Origin of the sequence: Methylocapsa sp. S129 (genome assembly GCF_009765995.1) — a bacterium.
Lineage (GTDB): Bacteria > Pseudomonadota > Alphaproteobacteria > Rhizobiales > Beijerinckiaceae > Roseiarcus.
The window spans coordinates 51,050-67,671 of the sequence record NZ_LMUI01000013.1; the positions used below are offsets into that span (position 1 = coordinate 51,050).

Below are 16,622 nucleotides of genomic sequence, written 5' to 3' on the forward strand. Positions count from 1 at the left end.
CGTCAATCCATCGGAGCGCAATAAGGGCAGCGGGCGCCAGATTCAACCCCGACCCATTCCCGTAACGGAGGCGCCATTCCGGCGGCGCCCTACGCATGCTAGCACAGCCGCTGTCGATCCGATGGAGCAAGCGGGATGGCCGATAGTCCAAAAACCTTCCGGCAGCGCATCGTTTGGCGCCTGTTCCATCTCTGGTTTCTTGTCACACGGCCGATGACTTTGGGCGTGCGCGCGATTGTGATCGACGCCGAGGATCGCGTTCTGCTGGTCCGTCACACCTATGTTCCCGGCTGGCATTTCCCGGGCGGCGGCGTCGAGCGCGGCGAGACTTTGCAGGCTTCGCTGGCGCGCGAGCTCGAGGAAGAAGGCCATATCGTCATGGAGGAAGAGCCGCGCCTGCACGGCATATTCTTCAACAAAGCCGTCTCGCCGCGCGACCATGTCGCCGTCTATGTCCTGCGCCGCTTCCGCCAGACCGGACCGCGGCTGCCCGACCGAGAAATTGCCGAAGCGCGGTTTTTCCCGCGCGACGCCTTGCCCGAAGGCGTCAGCCGCGCAACGCGGACCCGGCTTGCGGAAATTTTGGACGGCGCGGCGACCGCGCAAATCTGGTGAATGGGGGCGACCAGGGGTGCCGATGGAAGAGCGCCGGAATAGCCGGAGCCCCCGAAGGACCCGAAATGGTCCGTCAAAATCCCTGCTAAGTCCTTGATTCTCGCCCGCCCGGAAGCGCCTTTCTATCCGCGAAATGGGCGATATCAAGGGCTTAACCCCCTTTGACCTTCCACATCGAAATTTCGCGGCGCAGAATCGGGGCTGTGCGCCTTGATTCAGGCGATTGGGCGTCCAGGCGGAGAGGACCGAAGCGTTCAAGGTGAATTTCCCAGGGGGCGTTCTTTTTGGAAAACAAGATGAGAAGACTATCATAGGTTCCTATTTTCAGAAACAACATTATTGCACCGCCCAGCTTGGCGGACGCGGCAGCGGCGCCCCTAATCCGTTCCTTCGACCGATAACACCGATCGTCCATCGAGTAGTTTCGCGATCAAGGCGTCGATCTCGGCCGCCGATGGGCTGCTTATCCGCAGGCTGCCGCCTTTTATCGGGCTGAGGAGGCGCGGCTGCATGACCACCTTTCCATCAATCAGGATATCGACCTTTTCGCCGAGGTGACGCGTGGTCCACTGGGCAAACTGCCGGCTGCTTTGATCGTCAAGCCGCACATCGAGCAGCGTCGCATCGCCGGCCTGCAAATCGCGGCCCCGCTCCGCGCTCGTGATTTTGAGGCTGAGCAAATCGCCCGCGAAACAAGAGGCGGGCAAGAGCGTCGCGCAAACCGCGATCGAGGCTAACAGACCTGGCTTCATGCCGACTCCCCGTGGATTGAGCGCAGGGTTTTCACCGAAAGCGCTTCTTGCAGGCCCCGCATTGCCGCCTCGATCATCGCTGCAGTATCCGCTGCTTCGCAAAACTTGTCACTCACGCCAGCCGCCAACGCCGACACGCCCGCGGCGCCGTCAAGGCGCGCCCCCCTCGCGATCATCCCGTAATCCCAGCCACGTAATCGCCCTTGGGCGCGGCGGCGTCGCCGCGCCGTCTCAAGGATATGGCGGGGTCAGCGATCATGAGCCAGATTGGAAGAATTTTACGTCGGAGATCGGCGCAACCCGTCGACAACGCGCCCGCGACGCGACAATCTCGTCGCGCACAGCATTTGAGTTTTGATCGAAATATGGGGGGATGTCATGGTTAATTCATTTGTCGTGAACCAAACGAGCGCCGCGCCGGCGATCCGCGTCGGCGACGTTTTGGGCAAATCGTTCGACCTGTTCAGCGCCCGCTGGGCGCCCTTCGTCGGGCTCGCCCTCGTCGCCTTCGCGCCGACCTTCGCCTTTTCGTTCGTCCCCGTGACGCCGGGGTCGTCAAGCGGCTCAGGCGTGCAATTTGCCTTCATCGTCATCCGGCTGGTCTGCGGCGCGCTCGCCAACGCCGCCGTCATCTATGGCGTGGTGCAGGAGTTGCGCGGCCGCGGCTTCACATTCTCCGATTCGCTGCGCTCGGGATTTGGCCGAATGGGCGCGGTCCTCGGTCTTTCCCTGCTGGTCGGCCTGCTCGTGGTGCTGGCGTCGATTGCGCTGGTGGTTCCAGGAATCATCGTCTGGTGCATGTACGCCGTCGCAGTCCCCGTATGCGTCGTCGAACAACGCGGCGCGCGCGCGAGCATGACGCGTTCTTCGTTCCTGACGCGGGGCAACCGCTGGCGGATATTCGGCATATTCGCCCTGATTTTTGTGGCGAGCGTCGTGATCGGCGCCATCATCGGCTATGTCGCGGGACATACGGGCGGAATGTATCTTGTTCTGGTCGCCTCCTACCTGATCGAAGCCATCGTCGGCGCATTCAACGCGGTGGCGATCGGCGTCCTCTATTACCAATTGCGCGTCGCCAGGGAAGGCGTCGACATCGAGAACATCGCGTCCGTGTTCGACTAAGGCGCGCATCCGTAAGAAGTTCATGAGAGACGCATGATTCCCTCCCCCTCGCGGGGGAGGAAATATGAACTCGGCGTCTTCGCTCAAATCAGTCGACCGGCAACGGGAAGGAGAAGGGAGACATGACCGATCTATCCATGCCCGCCCTCGCGCTGCCGCGGGATCGCGCGCCGACGGCGTTGCGCGTCGGCGATGTTTTCAGCCGATCGCTGAAAATATTCGCGGCCCATTGGATCGCCTATTGCGGGATGATGGCGGTCGGCTACGCGCCCATCGCCGCGGTGATGGCGGCTGCAACGGCGGCCGTGGCGACAGGATCCATGCACGGCATGCAAGGCCACAACGTCGCGATCATCGCCCTGGCGCTGATCGTCATGATCGGACTTTTAGCCAGCCTGCTGCTGGCGCCCGCCGCTATCTCCTTCGGCGCCGCGCAAGATATGAGCGGCCGGGGCTTTTCCATGAGTCCGTCCCTGCGCATGGCGCTGAGGCGATCGCCCGCGATCCTCGGCCTCACGATCCTGATCGTGCTTTATGGAATGTTCGGCCTGATCCTTTTGATCATTCCCGGACTGATCATCTTTTGCGTCTATTCGGTCGCCATCCCCGCCTGCATCATCGAAGGGCTCGGGCCGATCAAGAGCATGTCGCGCAGCGCCTTTTTGACCAAAGGCAATCGGTGGCGCGTGTTTGGAATCTTGTGCGTGCTCTACATCGGCAGCGCCATGCTCGAAAAATTGGTCAGCCTTGTCCCGCTACGCGTCGACGGCGTCACGATCTTCCACATTCTCTCTCTGCCCTTTGATATCTTCGTCGGCGCGTTCAGCGCCGTTGCGCTCGGCGTGCTTTACACGCAATTGCGCGTCGCCCGGGAGGGCGCCGACGTCGAGCATATCGCCAAAGTGTTCGATTAGGCTGCGCGCTCAAATGTTTGGAAACCAGCGCCGCTTGGCGCAAGCCATTCCGCCGACGACCGGCAGAGGAGGATAGAGATGACGGACATGTCGGTGGCGACCTTCGCTCCGGCGCGTGATCGCGCTCCATCCGTCTTGCGTATCGGCGACGTCTTTAGCCGGTCGCGAAAAATGTACGCGGCGCATTGGGCAGCCTATACCGGCATTGTAACGATCGCCAATGCTCCCTTCCTTGCGATAGGCGCGATAGGCGGCTACCTCGCGACCATCGGCCGACAGGCGACGCCCTCCGCCATCGGCGCGGCAATTGTTGGAGGCCTATTTGCGCTTGCGTGTCTGATGCTTGCCCACGCCGCCATCTATGCCGGCGTGTCGCAAGAAATCAGCGGCCGACCCTTTGCATTCGGTCAATCCATAAGCGCTGCGCTGCGCCGGTCGCCGGCTTTCTTGGCGCTCATTCTGCTTCTTTGGCTTTATGCGGCGCTTGCGGTGCTGCTGCTTGTCATTCCAGCGCTGATCGTACTCTGCGTGTACGTCGTCGCGTTTCCCGCCTGCATCGTTGAAAGACTCGGTCCGATCCAAAGCCTGTCGCGCAGCGCTTTTCTGACCAAGGGCAATCGCTGGCGCATATTCGGCCTTCTGATCGTGCTCTACCTCGGCACGGCGCTGGCCAGTCAATTGATCATCTTTCTGGCGAAGCTTGCGGGGGGCGCGATATTTTCCGCACTGGTGTCGCTGCCGATCCAGGGATTTGTCGGCAGCTTTAGCGCGGTGACGATCGGTGTTCTCTATGCCCAACTCCGCGTCGCCCGCGAGGGCGTCGACATCGAACCTATCGCCAAAGTGTTCGATTAGCCCGGCTTGGCGTTCTTGTCGGCGCGCGCGCGACCGTAGAGCTGTTCGCGTTCGAGATAGGCGCGCTCGGCGGTGTAGAATTCGGTGAGGAATTCCACCACCCGCGCCTTGGGCACGGAGCCGGTCCAGCCGATCTTGCGGCAGATGCGGTCGCAAACGCCGTCCAGCGCCTGCGCGGTCTCGAACGTCCTCGGCTTGCGCAGCAATTCCTCCAGCACCTGCAATTCAAAAGCGCCATAGGCGGCGAGCTGCGTGTTGGTGAAGACGTAACGCGCGTTCTGCTCGGCAAGATCGGCGAGCAGCAGGCGTTTGGGCAAAGCGATGACGATGGTGCCGGCGATAAAATCGCCGCCGCGCATCCGGTCGCGGTTGAACAAAGGCATGGCGGTCAGCAGCAGCAGCCAGACGCCCAGCACGAAATTGGCGACGCCGCCCGCGCCGGCGGCCAAGATCACGCCAAGCGGCAGGAACACTTCGACCTCGCGCGTGAGATTGCGCGCGATCACCGCGCCGGCCGTCAACGGGCCGCCGGCCCGATCGATCACGCGCAGCCGATTGATGCGCTTGCCGGGCGTCGAGCCTTGCCAAGCCAGTTCGAAATAGATGAAATAGAGATTGCGGACGAAAAAGCCGATGAACAGCACCAATGTCACGACGACGCCGAACGCCCGCGTCTCGACGAGGACGGCGAAGACGACGAGATAGGAAAAGAACGCGACGCCCAGCCAGATCGTCAGATCGATCAGGAAGGCCGCCGCGCGCTCGCCATGTTCAGCGAGCTCGACATGCAGCGCCACCCCTTCGGGCGTCACGATTTCACGCAGGCTGCGCCTGGCGCCGCCGAGCAATTGGTCGACCCGATCCTGCGCCGCGCTCATGCCCGCGCTCCGCGGCCGGCGAAGCTGAAATAGCACCCCCAGGCGATCATCGTCAGCGCCGAAATCGCCAGCCGCCCCTCGGTATTGGCGACAAGCTGGCGCAGGCCGCCTTCGAGAAGGCCCGCGACAAAGAACATCGCAACCGCGCCGACCGCAAGGCGCGCCGCCGTCTGGCCATTGATCGCCAGATTCTCGACGCGCGAAAAACGGCCGGGAAACAGGATGCTTTTGGCGACGACGAGCCCGCCTGCGCCGCACAGGATGATCGCGCCAAATTCCGTGACGCCATGGATCGAGACCCAGCCAAGAAAATCCAGAGTGAGGCCCCTGTCGTAATGGAGGCCGATGAAGGCGCCGAAGACAAGGCCCTGATAGGCGAGCAGCAGCACGGTCGGCGCGCCCGCCGCGATGCCGAGCCCAAAGGTCATGATGCCGATGATCGTATTATGCTGAAACAGGAAATTGGCGAAGACGACGAAGGAGCGGGCGAAGCCGGGCCAGGGCGCGAATATTTCGTCGTCGAGCAGCTCCTGGCGCGTCGAATGCGCGCCGCGCCCGCCGCCCAGACTGTCGGGGATCAGCGCCGCGAGCCACGCTTCGTCGCCAATGGTCAGAAAGAACCCCGCCAAAGTGCCCGCCAGAATGGCGAGAAAGGCGAGCAGGATTTCGACTTTCGCGGCGCGGACCGCGGCGGGAAAGCCGCGGGTGAGAAAATCGCGCGCCCCTTCGAGCAGACTCTGGCGCGGCCCATAGACCATCAGGAACGCGCGCAGCGACAGATTGTCGAGATATTGCAGCAGATTGCGATCGAGCGCGATGCTGCGCGCGACGGACAGGGAGGAAAGCGCGGCGCGATAGAGCTGCGGCAGGCGCTGCAGCTCACTGACATCGAGCGCGCCAATGCCGCGTTTTTCGGCTTTGGCGACCAGCGCCTCCAGATCGCGCCAGCCCTGCTCGCGCCCGCGCCGGAATTCGCTGGAGCGCAGCACGATCGCGGGAAGCGGTTCGCCAAGATCGTGGGAACGCCCCTCGTTCGTCCCGGCGAGGCTCATATCAGCCCCCTTTGTTTGATCAGGAGATAGCGATTGATCAGTGCGATCGACAATTCGCCCGCCGCCACATCGAGGCAATGCAGCCCCATGCGCTCCATCCGCTCCAGCACCGTCTGGCGCTCGCGCTGAAAATTGCCTGAAATGACCGCCTCGGCGACCGCGGAAAAATCATCGGGGCGACGGTCGACCAGAGCGCGCAAGGCGGGATCGCGCAGGGTGACGAGCACGACGACATGTTTGTTGGCCAGGCGCCCCAGCGCCTCGAGCAAAAGCTCGGCGGCGATCGTGTCGACAAATTCGGTGAACAGGATCACCAGGCTTCGCCGTTTCAGCCGCCGCTCGAGATCGGCGAGCGCCAGCGTGAAATTGGTCTCCTCGGTGTGATAGGCGATCGTCGCGGCCGACCGCTGGATCTGCGCGAAGCCGGACAGGCCGCGGATCGGCGGATGATAAAGCCGCACGCGCGCATCGAAGCTGAAGATTCCCATGAGATCGCCGGCGCGCAAGCCGATCCAGCTCAATAGCAGCCCGGCGTTGACCGCATGGTCGAGGCGCGGCAGGCCGTCGATCGGTTCAAGCATGAGATGGCCGGTGTCGAAGGCGATGACGACCGGATGATTGCGCTCCGTGTCGAATTCCTTGACCAAGAGCTTCCGATGGCGCGCCGAGCGCTTCCAGTCGATATGGCGCGGATCGGCGCCGGGCGTATATTCGCGCAAGGCCTCGAATTGCGTTCCCTCGCCCCTCTGCCTCTGCGCCTTCACGCCATAGATCGCGTCATGGGCGAAGAATTGCAGCGCCGCGCTCTGCACGCCGCGGACATTGGGCAGGATGTCGATCACCTTCCCCAAGGCGAGACGACGCACGAAGCGCGCCAGACCCAACGGTCCGCGCCAGCTCACCCAAAGCGCGTCGACCTCAATCTGGCCGCGGCGCAGCGGGCGCAGCGCGATCGTTGCGCGCGCCGCGGCGCCGGGCGGCAGCGTCACCGTCTCGCCCTTGCCGGGCTCCAGCGCGCCGCGGCGCTCAAGCAGCAGGTCGAGATCGACGCGGCGCGCCGCCTGGCGAGCGGCGAAGTCGAAAGCGAGCGGCACGCTTTCGCCGATCGCCGCGCTGGCTGGAATCTGCGCCGCTATGGCGATCCCGCGCAACGGCGCACCAAGCAAAGCGTCGATCGCAACAGCGGTCAGCACGACCAGACCATAAGCGATCGCGAGCGCCCACAGGCCCGGCTGCGCCACCGCCAGCATCAGCGCCAAAGGCGCGCCGGCGGCGAAGATCAGGACCGCGCGCGGGGTCGGGTTCATCAGCGCGGCGCCGCCGTCTGGTCGAGAATATCGCGGATGACCCGGTCGGCGCTGACGCCTTCGATCTCGGCGCCGGGCGACAGAAAGAGACGATGACGCAACAGCGGAACGGCGAGCGTCTTGATATCGTCGGGAATCACGAAATCGCGCCCGTGGATCGCGGCATAGGCCCTGGTCGAAGCCGCCAGCATGTTGGCGGCGCGCGGCGAGGCGCCGGTTTCGATCGAGCGATGCTGGCGCGTCGCGCGCACGACATCGACGATATAGTCGATCAGCACGTCCGACAGCCGGATCTGCTCGACCGCCAGACGAATGCCGGCGAGCATTTCGGGCGTCACGATCGCGTTGACGCCGAAATCGGCGAGGCGCGGCATGGCCGAGCGATGGCCATGGCGCTCGACGATCGCGCGCTCTTCATCGCGCGAGGGATAATCGATCACCGCCTTGAACATGAAGCGGTCGAGCTGGGCCTCGGGTAAGGGATAGGTGCCCTGTTGCTCGATCGGATTTTGCGTCGCCGCGACCATGAATTCATCGCCGAGCGGATAATCCTTGCCGTCGATGGTGACGATGCGCTCGTTCATCGCCTGCAGCAGCGCCGCCTGCGTCTTGGGCGGCGTGCGGTTGATCTCGTCGGCGAGCAGCGCCTGGGTAAAGATCGGCCCCTTGGTCAGCACAAAACTGTTGGTCTGGAAATTGAACAGATTGGTGCCCAATATGTCGCCCGGCATCATGTCGGGCGTGAACTGGATGCGGCCGAAGCGCAACGAGAGGCTCGCGGCGAAGGCCTGGGTCAGCAAGGTCTTGGCGGTTCCCGGCGCGCCTTCGATGAGCAGATGCCCGCCGCATAACAGGCTGGTCAAAAGCAAATCGACAATCGTGTCCTGGCCGATGACGACCTTGCGCACTTCGCCGCGCACGCCTTCGGTCATGGCGCCAATCTGATCAAGGTCCACGCAAAATCTCCTGCTTCCAGCGATGAAGGTCCAGCGCGGCGCGCGAGAGCGCCGCATCCTGATTCTGGCCGACGAGCTTTTGCGCGATCTCGGCGACCTTGGTCTTGACGCCGCGCGCCTGACCGACGCGATCGAGCCATTCCATCTGCCGCTCCAAGCTCAGCGCCTTGGGCGCGCGCAGCCGCCGCGCGGAATCGTCGACCGCCAAACGCAGGTAGTTCACCGCGACGTCATGGCGGCCGCCGGCAAAGGCGATGAGATTGGCGACATTGTGGATCAGCCCAAGCTTGCCCGCTTTCAACACGACAGGCGATCGCTCGGGAGAGCCGAAGCGGATCATCGCCGACCATAGAACGATGGCGAGCGCCGCGAGCGCATAGCCGCTCACTACGACGAACGGAAATTCGAACAGGGCGCGCATCGGGTTGGCGGCGGGCGCGCTAAAGCCGTGGACCGTCTCGTCGAAGATCACTGTACCGTCCGCGCCATGCAGCCATTCGATCAACGCGCCGGCAAATTGCGCGTTCGCGCCCTCGAACAGGCCGTGATTGGATAGAATGTCGGGATCCGAAACAATCCATATCCGGCGGCCACGCTGCATTTTCTCGCCGATCAGCAGCCCAGCGCTCGTGGCGACAATGGGGGTGAGCGAACTCTTGGCGATAAGCTGGAGATCGGCCGGCAGAGCGGGCGCGATCGCCAGATCATTGATGGTCAAGGTCTTGCTGAGCGCGTGGCCGTCCGCGCCGCCGCGCGCCAGGCCCCCGTTGACGCCAAGGATCGAGAGCACCCAATTGGCGCTGTTCTCGGGCGCCGCATCGACGAACTTGACCCAGCCTTGATGTTTGTTGTCGCGCTCGCCGACCCATTTGGGCAAGATCACGAGCACATTGGCGGAGTGGCCAAGCGCAAAGCCGTTCGCCTCGGCGCCGGCGGAGACATCGGGCTCGGCGATGATGAGAAGATTCGACTTGCTGTCGTCGGATACGGAGCCGATCCGCTTCTTGACCACCGGAATATTCGCACGGCGCAGAAGCTCGGCAAGGCCCGCATAGCCGATGGCCGAGCGCGAAAAGGCGCTGGGACCAACGCCTTGCGTTTCGGGCGCGCCGATCCCATAGGCGAAGAGGTAGAGCGACAAAGCGAGAATCGCGGCCAAAGCCGAGACCCAGATCAGCAGGATGCGCGGCGAAAAAACGCTGGTCTCGCTCATGCGCCGCCCCCGCTTCGGAGAGCGCCGACAAAGGTCGCAAAACTTGTCCGGCAGGAAAGATAATCGCTCTCGCCAGCGGGATAGTCGCCAAAATAGGCGCGCTCGACGGCCCCGATAATCTCTTGCAACGCCGATTTGGCGAGCGGCGAAACCTTGGCGCGCCGAAGGATTTCGCGGCTCGTCAAGGAATCGACGATCGCGACGTCAAGCCGCCGATGCATGTCGGCGAGCGCCTGCAGCAACAGGACATGCATGGCGTCGACAAAGCGGCCAAGCCGCGCCAGTTCGTCCGCGTTGGTCTGCGCCTCGGCCTCCGCGCCGATCGCTTGTTGGAGCTCGGCATCGCTGGCGTCCCATCGCTTGCGGCGCGCCAGGCCGCCGCCGGGCAGGATGTCGCGCAAATAGAGGGCGATGACGACGACGCCGATGGCGACAGCGACCCAGAGCAGCAACCGCGCGGCGTCGCCGCCAGGCAGCCAGACGTCGCTCGTCTCAGCGACGGCGGAATTGGGAAACGCCGTCTGCAGATCCAGGGCTTTGACGATGCCTTGCGCCGATGCGCTGAAATCGGCCTTGGATTGCGCGAAGGCATGAGCGACAGGCAAGCCGAAGCCCGGGGCCCAAGCGGCGGCGAGCAGGCGCCGCAACGCCATCGGGATGCGCGCGCGCTCTGCCATCCTGTTTGAGCGCGCGTTCACGGTGCCTTGCCTCGATTGCAGAGGGTCGACCAGATCAGTCATCGCCTTGGAGGGCGCCTTCATTTCCAGGCGCATCAATCCCAGCGATGAATCATTTTGCGCATGCGAAAAGAAATGAGGCAATCGGTTTTCGCCCAGTTGCTTTCTGATCCCGGAGTTTGACCTGGCCGATTGTCGCGGCGCCGCTGGGTCAGACAGACCTTTACGGTCTATGCGCTGCGCGATCGGAAATTAACGTGATCTCGCGCGGCGGCCCGGGCGTGGCGAATGCAAGCGGCGTCAGCGGGAGCGCTTGTCGCCTTGTTTTTCAAAGGCCTGCCGCACCTCGGCCAAAGCTTGCGGCGTATCGACGTCGAGGACCGATCCGACGCCGGAAACATCCACCTCTATCATCTGTCCGGGCCCGGCGCGGTCGAGAAGTTTGCGGGCCCCTTCATCGCCGGTGAGTCCGGCGATGGCCGGAAACAAGACGCGCGACAACAATACGGGATTGCCGCGCCGGCCGTCGAGCGTCGGCGCAGCGGCCAAAGCGTCCGGCCGTTCGCCAAAAGCCGCGATGAGGCGATCGATCAGCGCCGGCGTCACCGCCGGCATATCGCCAAGCAAGACGAGCACGCCGGCGACGCGGGCAGGCAAAGCCGCAATGCCCGTTTGCAGCGACGAAGCAAGGCCCTGCGCGTAACCGGCATTATGCGCGAATGAGAGGTCCAGCCCGTCAAGCGCCGCTTCGACGGCGCCCCTGTCGCAGCCGGTGATGACAAGGATCGGGCGGGCGGGCGAGGCGAGCGCCGCCTCGGCGGCATAGCGCACCAGCGGCTTTCCCGCCAGCGGCGCCACAAGCTTGGAGGCGTCGCCGCCGGCCGCCGCCTTGAATCGCGACGAGGCGCCGGCGGCCAGAAGGATGGCGGCGATCTCAACCATCGCCGAGGCGCGGTTGCGGACGCGAGGCGATTTCCATCAGCAAACCGCCAACGCCCATGCCCATAATGTCGGAAGCTTTGACGGGAACATCGGCCAGAACGCGCTGCAGCACCCAGTCGAAGCCATTCTCCTTGGGCGAGCGCGCGCATCCGGGCGCGCCGATGATCGGTAGGCGCCCGTGCGCGCCAAGAAGCAGCAGATTGCCGGGATCGACAGGCATGCCGAAATGATCGACCCGCCCGCCGATCGCTTCGACGGCGGCCGGAATGACGTCGCGCCGATCGGTGATCGCTGAGGCGCCGAAAACCAAGAGAACGTCGCAGTCCGGCGCGATCGCGATAAGGGCGCGAGCCAGAGCGGCAGGCTCGTGCGCGACGCGCTCTTCGCGAACGATGCGCGCGCCGGCGGGCTCCAGACGATCCGCCAGAATGCGCAACGTTTTGGCGACGACGCTGGGTTTGAGTCCGGGCAACAGGGTCGAGACGACGCCGACGCGCAAGGGGCGGAAGGCTGCGATGCGGACCGCGCCCTTTCCCGCCGCCTCAAGCGCTGCGTCAAGCATTACGCCCGGCACGGCGAAGGGAATGATCTTGACGGTTGCGACCATATCGCCGGGCGCGACGGCGCGAAACGGCGCCAGCGTCGCGGCGGTAATCGCCTCATCGACCCCATTGACGCCGGCGATTCTCGCAGCGTCGACGATGACGAGGCCCGCTTTCTCAGCGAAAAGATTGACGCGGCCGGTAAACGCGCCCTCGCAACGCAGATTGGGGCCCGCAAGGCGCGCCGAAAGACGCCGCGCCGCTTCGTCTTCGCCGACATCGCCCGGATCAAGCCGCGCCGCGATAATCTCGGCGACGCCAGCCGCCTTGAGCGCCGCCTGATGCTCGGACGTGACGACCTGGCCTTTTTTCAGAACCAGCCCGTCGCGGCGGACCGCATGGGCGACAATGGCGCCGAACGCCTCGGCGACGGCAACCGGACCGAACTTCAAGCCGCCTGTCCCTCCGCGCGCAACGGCTTCTTGCGCAAGGCGCCGACGATCTCGCCGATAATCGAGACGGCGATTTCCGCCGGGCTGACGGCGCCGATGTCGAGGCCGATCGGCGCGTGAATGCGTGTCAGCGCGGCTTCGCCAAAGCCCTGCGCGCGCATCCGCTCAAGCCTGTTCGCATGGGTTTTGCGCGATCCCAGCGCGCCGATGTAGAAGCACTCGGCGTTCAGCGCGCGGAGAAGCGCGATATCGTCGATCTTGGGATCATGGGTCAGCAGAGCGATCGCCGTATAACGGTCGAGCGGCGCCCGATCCAGCGCCGCATCCGGCCATTCGGCGATGACGGGCGCCTCGGGAAACCGCTCCTGCGTCGCAAAGGCAGTGCGAGGGTCAATGATCGTCACATCGAGGCCAGCGATTTTGGCGATCGGCGCCAACGCCTGGCTGATATGCACGGCGCCGATTATCACGAGGCGCACGGGCGGAACCTGCACGGTCAGGAAATAGCTGGCGCCGGCATGCTCCACCATGCCGCTTTTGCCGGTGCGCAGCGCGCTCTCCAGCGCTGCGGCGAGAGGATCCTCGCTGAGCGCCGCCGCTTTGACGAGGCGCTGTTCGCCGCCGCCGATCTCAGTGACCAAGATCGCCGCGCGCCGGTTCAGGCGTTCTTCGTTCATGCCTTTGAGAAGATCGAGCCGCATCAGTCGAGTCTTTCGACGTAGACCTTGATGCGCCCACCGCAGGAGAGGCCGGCGCGCCAGGCCGTCTCGTCGGCGACGCCGAATTCGAGCATTTTGGGCGCGCCCGCAGCGATGACGTCGAGCGCCTCGGTCACCACCGCCCCCTCGACGCAACCGCCGGAAACCGAACCGAGGAAGTTCCCGTCGCCATCAATCACCAGATGCGATCCAACGGGCCGCGGCGCCGAACCCCAGGTGTCGACGACCGTCGCGATCGCCACGGAGCGCCCGGCGCCGCGCCAGTCCTGCGCGGCGGCCAGAATGTCATCCTCGGTGCTCAACATTTCGGCGTCTTTCCAATCTTCCCTGGCGCAATTTGATCACGGCAGCGTTGCGGGCGCAACGAAGCCGATCGCCTTATGCGTTCCATCGCAATAGGGCTTGTTCTTCGAGGCGCCGCAGCGGCAAAGCCAGGCCGTCTGCGCCCGGTCGACCGTGCGGCCCGTCCCGGACAGGATTTCGACGCAGCCGCTGAGGGCCAGCGGCCCGTTGGCGTTGGGCGTGATCTCCAGCACGCCGTCGCGTATGGCGAGCGGTTCGCTGGGCTTGGTCGCGGGCTCGCCCGAGGCGATGAAGGCGGCCCCGACATGCGATCCGTCGCAATAAGGCTTGTTGGCGGAAGCGCCGCAGCGGCAGAGCGTCGCGCGCGTGCCGATCGCCTGGCCGCCGATTTCGATCTGGGCGCTGACCGCGAGCGGGCCGTTCTCGCGAATGCTGACGGTATTGACCGGCGGTATCGGCTCCTGTTCGCCGCCGTCGCGGCGCGTGACCTGAATGGCGCCTGACGGGCAATTCAACGCCACAAAAATAAGATCTTCGGCCGAGGCGGCGTCGGGATCGATCCAGGCGCCCTCGACATTGGCCTTGAAAACGCCGGGCTGGGAAATGACGCAGCGGCGCGAATGGATGCAAAGCTTGCCGTCGAAGCTGATCGTCGCCCATTTGCCCGTGACTTGCTCAACCGCATTGTCGCTCATGGCCGCTCCTCCTAAACGTTGTTTAGAACCAATCCAGGGAAGATGGCGATGTCTGGGCCGCCGCGCAAGGCGGGACGGCAACCAGGCAATCGCGCCCTTCTCCCGCGAAGCGCAGGGCTGTCCGGGGAAACTCAAGCCTGCACGGAGAGCGGGAGGATTTTATAATTGTACAACCTGTGGTCGTCATGGCCGGGCTTGTCCCGGCCATCCACGCGGCGCCGTCGCAAGAAACTCTCAAGGTTGGCCCCCCGGCACGGCGTGGATGCCCGGCACAAGGCCGGGCATGACGCGTGGAGGTTGCAACGCCGCCCGGCGCCACAACCCATTTCGTTTCCCCGGACAGCCGTGCACGAAGCGGGAGAAGGGCCGTTCCGCCCGCTCACGCCGACCGCCTCAGCCATGCCTTTGGGTCCGCGTCGGCGCCGCCTGCGCCGCCCAGCGCGCGGCAGAGGTCCGCCATGCTGGCGAGGTTGTGGATAGGGCGGAATTCGTCGACGAAGGGCAGCATGGCGCGGATGCCGAGCGCCTTGGCCTGAAACTCGCTATAGCGCAGCAACGGATTGAGCCAGATCAGCCGGCGGCACGACTTGCGCAGCCGCTCCATCTCGCGCTGCAGGTTTTCGGCGCCGTCGCGCTCGAGACCATCGGTGAAAAGCACGACGATGGCCCCTTGCCCCAGCACGCGGCGCGACCATTCCCGGTTGAAGCGATGCAACGAAGAGGCGATGCGCGTGCCGCCCGCCCAATCCTGCACCTGCGTCGAACAAAGCGCGAGCGCTTCGTCCACATCGCGCGCCCTGAGCGCGCGCGTGACATTCGTGAGCCGCGTGCCGAACAGAAAGGTCGTCACGCGCCGCTTCTCGCCAAGCGCATGCAGGAAGTGCAGGAACAGGCGCGTGTAATCGCTCATCGACCCCGATATGTCGCAAAGCGCAACGATCGGGGGATGGCGCAAGGCGGCCGCGCGGAAAGCCAGGTCGATGATGGCGCCGCCGTCTCTCAATGTGCGGCGAAAGGAGCGGCGCGGATCGATCCGGCGCCCATGCGCGCTGGCGAAATGACGCCGCGTCTTCACGGCATCGTCGGGCAGCGTCAGCCGCGCGATCAACGCCCTGGCGCTCGCGATTTCCGCGGCGGTCATTTGCGCGAAATCCTTCGTCTGCAGGATTTCGGCCGCCGACATGGTGAACCGCGCGTCGAGATCGAGCGAAGGCGCGGCCTTTTGTTCGTCCTGCGGGTTCTTGAAGAGCGCGTCGGCGATCCGGTTCGCGCCCGCCTCCGCTTTCTGTTTCTTTTGGTTCGTGGGATGAGCCTGCGGCGACATCATCGCGATGAGCTTTTCCAGAAAACCCTTGCGCCGCCAGAAAATGCGAAACGCCTGATCGAACAGGAGCGTATGTTCGTGCTTCTTGACGAAGATCGCGTGAAGCGTCGCATAGAAATCGGCGCGGTCGCCGATCCCCGCCGCCTCGACGGCTTTGAGGGCGTCGAGCACGCTGCCAGGACCGACCGGCAGGCCCGCCTCGCGCAGGGCGCGTGCGAAATACAGGATGTTCTCGGCGAGCCTGCCGGAGCCGCGCGGCGGCTCCGCGATCGGTTTGTCATCGCTGGCGGGATTGGCGATCAACGGAGTTTGCGCGCCTTCTATTCCGGGCAGCCCTTGGCGTGCTCGACCTGCAGGATGGTCGCCGCATTCGCGCGTTCGACGCCGCTGAGCGGGACCTGGTTCACATCGTTAAAACGACAATTGTCATTGCCAAGCGTCGCGATCGCGCGGGCGGTCTTGAAGCAGTATTGATGCTGCTGATAAATGCGATTGCGCATCATGTAGAGAAACTCGCAATTCGGCCCATTGGCGAGTTGCTCGAAATTGAACCGGTCGCGCTCGGTGCAGCCAAACACCTCGTAGCAATCGGCGTAGGCGGCGCTCGAGAAAGTCAGAAGCGCGCCCGCCAGCGCGATGAAGCGGCCAGTTTTCATGAGAAGTCCCCCCTTTTTTTGCCGCGACGGGCGCGGCGAACATCAGTGCGCAGCTCTGTCGGCGAAATAGGTTTTCATCGGCTGCTCCCAGGCCTCGCTAGGCTAGCACGCTCCGCGCGCTATTTCAGCCCCGCGCGTTATTTGGTAGCGTCTCAGTCTGAAAGTCATAGTTCGGGAGAACGAACTGAGCTTACTACCGCCGGGAACGATTGGCGGCCTTGTCGAGATCGTCATTCGGGTGAAAGACTTCGAGGCGATGCAGGCTTTCTATGGCGAGACGTTAGGACTGACATTCTGGCGTCGCTTCGGCGCAGATATGGTGTTTTTCAAGCTGCCGGAGACGGTTGGAGGCCGATCGCAAGCTTTAGCCCTGTTTGTTGACCGCTGGCCGTCCAACGCGGCGGCTCATAATTGGGCCGGCCTGGATTCTGCGACGACCACGCTGCACCACTTTGCGCTTGCAGTAGCGCTGGAGGATTTGCGCAAGACAGCCGCCGCTCTTGAAGCCGCCGGCGTCAAGACCGCCGAGCGCGTTTTCCCTTGGGTCGGCTGGCGCTCGTTGATGCTTCAGGACCCGGAGGGCAACGTGATCGAGCTCGTGGCCGACGACCCTTCCGTTCTCGATCCCGATACAGACTGAGACGC

At 64.2% G+C, this 16,622-nt stretch carries 19 protein-coding genes; 5 read left to right on the forward strand and 14 right to left on the reverse strand.

The features are described 5' to 3' along the window. Positions 1–135 precede the first annotated feature (135 nt). Positions 136–615, forward strand: a complete 480-nt coding sequence (locus tag GSQ90_RS08355) for an NUDIX domain-containing protein (protein ID WP_158814371.1) — start codon at positions 136–138, stop codon at positions 613–615. 377 nt (positions 616–992) lie between these two features. Here GSQ90_RS08355 and GSQ90_RS08360 read toward each other — a convergent pair whose 3' ends face one another. Next, a complete protein-coding gene (locus tag GSQ90_RS08360) occupies positions 993–1,367 on the reverse strand; it encodes a hypothetical protein (protein ID WP_371418344.1) in 375 nt (124 codons plus the stop codon). Between the two features lie 378 nt (positions 1,368–1,745). Here GSQ90_RS08360 and GSQ90_RS08365 point away from each other — a divergent pair, with 378 nt between their 5' ends. The 3 genes from GSQ90_RS08365 (at position 1,746) to GSQ90_RS08375 (ending at position 4,261) form a co-directional block, all read left to right on the forward strand. Then, positions 1,746–2,492: a hypothetical protein gene (locus tag GSQ90_RS08365; protein WP_158814373.1), complete on the forward strand. Its 747-nt coding sequence runs from the start codon at positions 1,746–1,748 to the stop codon at positions 2,490–2,492. 122 nt (positions 2,493–2,614) lie between these two features. Beyond that, a complete protein-coding gene (locus GSQ90_RS08370; protein ID WP_158814374.1) occupies positions 2,615–3,406 on the forward strand; it encodes a hypothetical protein in 792 nt (263 codons plus the stop codon). A gap of 78 nt (positions 3,407–3,484) precedes the next feature. Further along, the gene (locus GSQ90_RS08375; RefSeq protein WP_158814375.1) at positions 3,485–4,261 is read left to right on the forward strand and encodes a hypothetical protein; all 777 of its coding nucleotides are present in this window, start codon (positions 3,485–3,487) and stop codon (positions 4,259–4,261) included. Here GSQ90_RS08375 and GSQ90_RS08380 read toward each other — a convergent pair. The 13 genes from GSQ90_RS08380 to GSQ90_RS08435 all read right to left on the reverse strand — a co-directional run bounded on the left by GSQ90_RS08380 (position 4,258) and on the right by GSQ90_RS08435 (position 15,977). Beyond that, positions 4,258–5,139, reverse strand: coding sequence for an RDD family protein (locus tag GSQ90_RS08380; protein WP_158814376.1), 882 nt, complete (start codon positions 5,137–5,139; stop codon positions 4,258–4,260). The two genes, GSQ90_RS08375 and GSQ90_RS08380, sit on opposite strands and share 4 nt — an antisense overlap. Continuing rightward, on the reverse strand, positions 5,136–6,191 hold the full coding sequence (locus tag GSQ90_RS08385; protein WP_246731478.1) for a stage II sporulation protein M: 1,056 nt from the start codon (positions 6,189–6,191) through the stop codon (positions 5,136–5,138). The genes GSQ90_RS08380 and GSQ90_RS08385 overlap by 4 nt, the downstream gene beginning before the upstream one ends. After that, entirely contained in the window at positions 6,188–7,498 is a 1,311-nt protein-coding gene (locus GSQ90_RS08390) for a DUF58 domain-containing protein (RefSeq protein WP_246731479.1), read from the reverse strand. The genes GSQ90_RS08385 and GSQ90_RS08390 overlap by 4 nt, the downstream gene beginning before the upstream one ends. Continuing rightward, positions 7,498–8,454, reverse strand: coding sequence for an AAA family ATPase (locus GSQ90_RS08395; protein ID WP_371418345.1), 957 nt, complete (start codon positions 8,452–8,454; stop codon positions 7,498–7,500). The genes GSQ90_RS08390 and GSQ90_RS08395 overlap by 1 nt, the downstream gene beginning before the upstream one ends. After that, positions 8,444–9,667 (reverse strand): DUF4350 domain-containing protein, encoded by a 1,224-nt coding sequence (locus tag GSQ90_RS08400; protein ID WP_158814378.1) that lies wholly within the window; start codon positions 9,665–9,667, stop codon positions 8,444–8,446. The genes GSQ90_RS08395 and GSQ90_RS08400 overlap by 11 nt, the downstream gene beginning before the upstream one ends. Then, positions 9,664–10,365, reverse strand: a complete 702-nt coding sequence (locus GSQ90_RS08405; protein WP_158814379.1) for a DUF4129 domain-containing protein — start codon at positions 10,363–10,365, stop codon at positions 9,664–9,666. Before GSQ90_RS08405 ends, GSQ90_RS08400 begins: the two co-directional genes overlap by 4 nt. Before the next feature lie 279 nt (positions 10,366–10,644). After that, positions 10,645–11,286: an NTP transferase domain-containing protein gene (locus GSQ90_RS32325; protein WP_246731480.1), complete on the reverse strand. Its 642-nt coding sequence runs from the start codon at positions 11,284–11,286 to the stop codon at positions 10,645–10,647. Further along, complete coding sequence (locus GSQ90_RS32330) at positions 11,279–12,280, reverse strand: molybdopterin-binding protein (protein ID WP_246731481.1); 1,002 nt, start codon at positions 12,278–12,280, stop codon at positions 11,279–11,281. The genes GSQ90_RS32325 and GSQ90_RS32330 overlap by 8 nt, the downstream gene beginning before the upstream one ends. After that, complete coding sequence (locus GSQ90_RS08415; RefSeq protein ID WP_158814380.1) at positions 12,277–12,981, reverse strand: XdhC family protein; 705 nt, start codon at positions 12,979–12,981, stop codon at positions 12,277–12,279. Before GSQ90_RS08415 ends, GSQ90_RS32330 begins: the two co-directional genes overlap by 4 nt. Continuing rightward, the gene (locus GSQ90_RS08420; protein ID WP_158814381.1) at positions 12,981–13,304 is read right to left on the reverse strand and encodes an XdhC family protein; all 324 of its coding nucleotides are present in this window, start codon (positions 13,302–13,304) and stop codon (positions 12,981–12,983) included. Before GSQ90_RS08420 ends, GSQ90_RS08415 begins: the two co-directional genes overlap by 1 nt. 36 nt (positions 13,305–13,340) lie before the next feature. After that, a complete protein-coding gene (locus GSQ90_RS08425; RefSeq protein ID WP_158814382.1) occupies positions 13,341–13,997 on the reverse strand; it encodes a CDGSH iron-sulfur domain-containing protein in 657 nt (218 codons plus the stop codon). Between the two features lie 379 nt (positions 13,998–14,376). Then, positions 14,377–15,621: a VWA domain-containing protein gene (locus GSQ90_RS08430; RefSeq protein ID WP_371418346.1), complete on the reverse strand. Its 1,245-nt coding sequence runs from the start codon at positions 15,619–15,621 to the stop codon at positions 14,377–14,379. 20 nt (positions 15,622–15,641) lie between these two features. After that, on the reverse strand, positions 15,642–15,977 hold the full coding sequence (locus GSQ90_RS08435) for a YARHG domain-containing protein (protein WP_158814383.1): 336 nt from the start codon (positions 15,975–15,977) through the stop codon (positions 15,642–15,644). A 226-nt stretch (positions 15,978–16,203) separates the two neighbouring features. Between GSQ90_RS08435 and GSQ90_RS08440 the strand changes: the two genes are divergently transcribed. Then, on the forward strand, positions 16,204–16,617 hold the full coding sequence (locus GSQ90_RS08440; protein ID WP_256366589.1) for a VOC family protein: 414 nt from the start codon (positions 16,204–16,206) through the stop codon (positions 16,615–16,617). Positions 16,618–16,622: the final 5 nt, after the last annotated feature.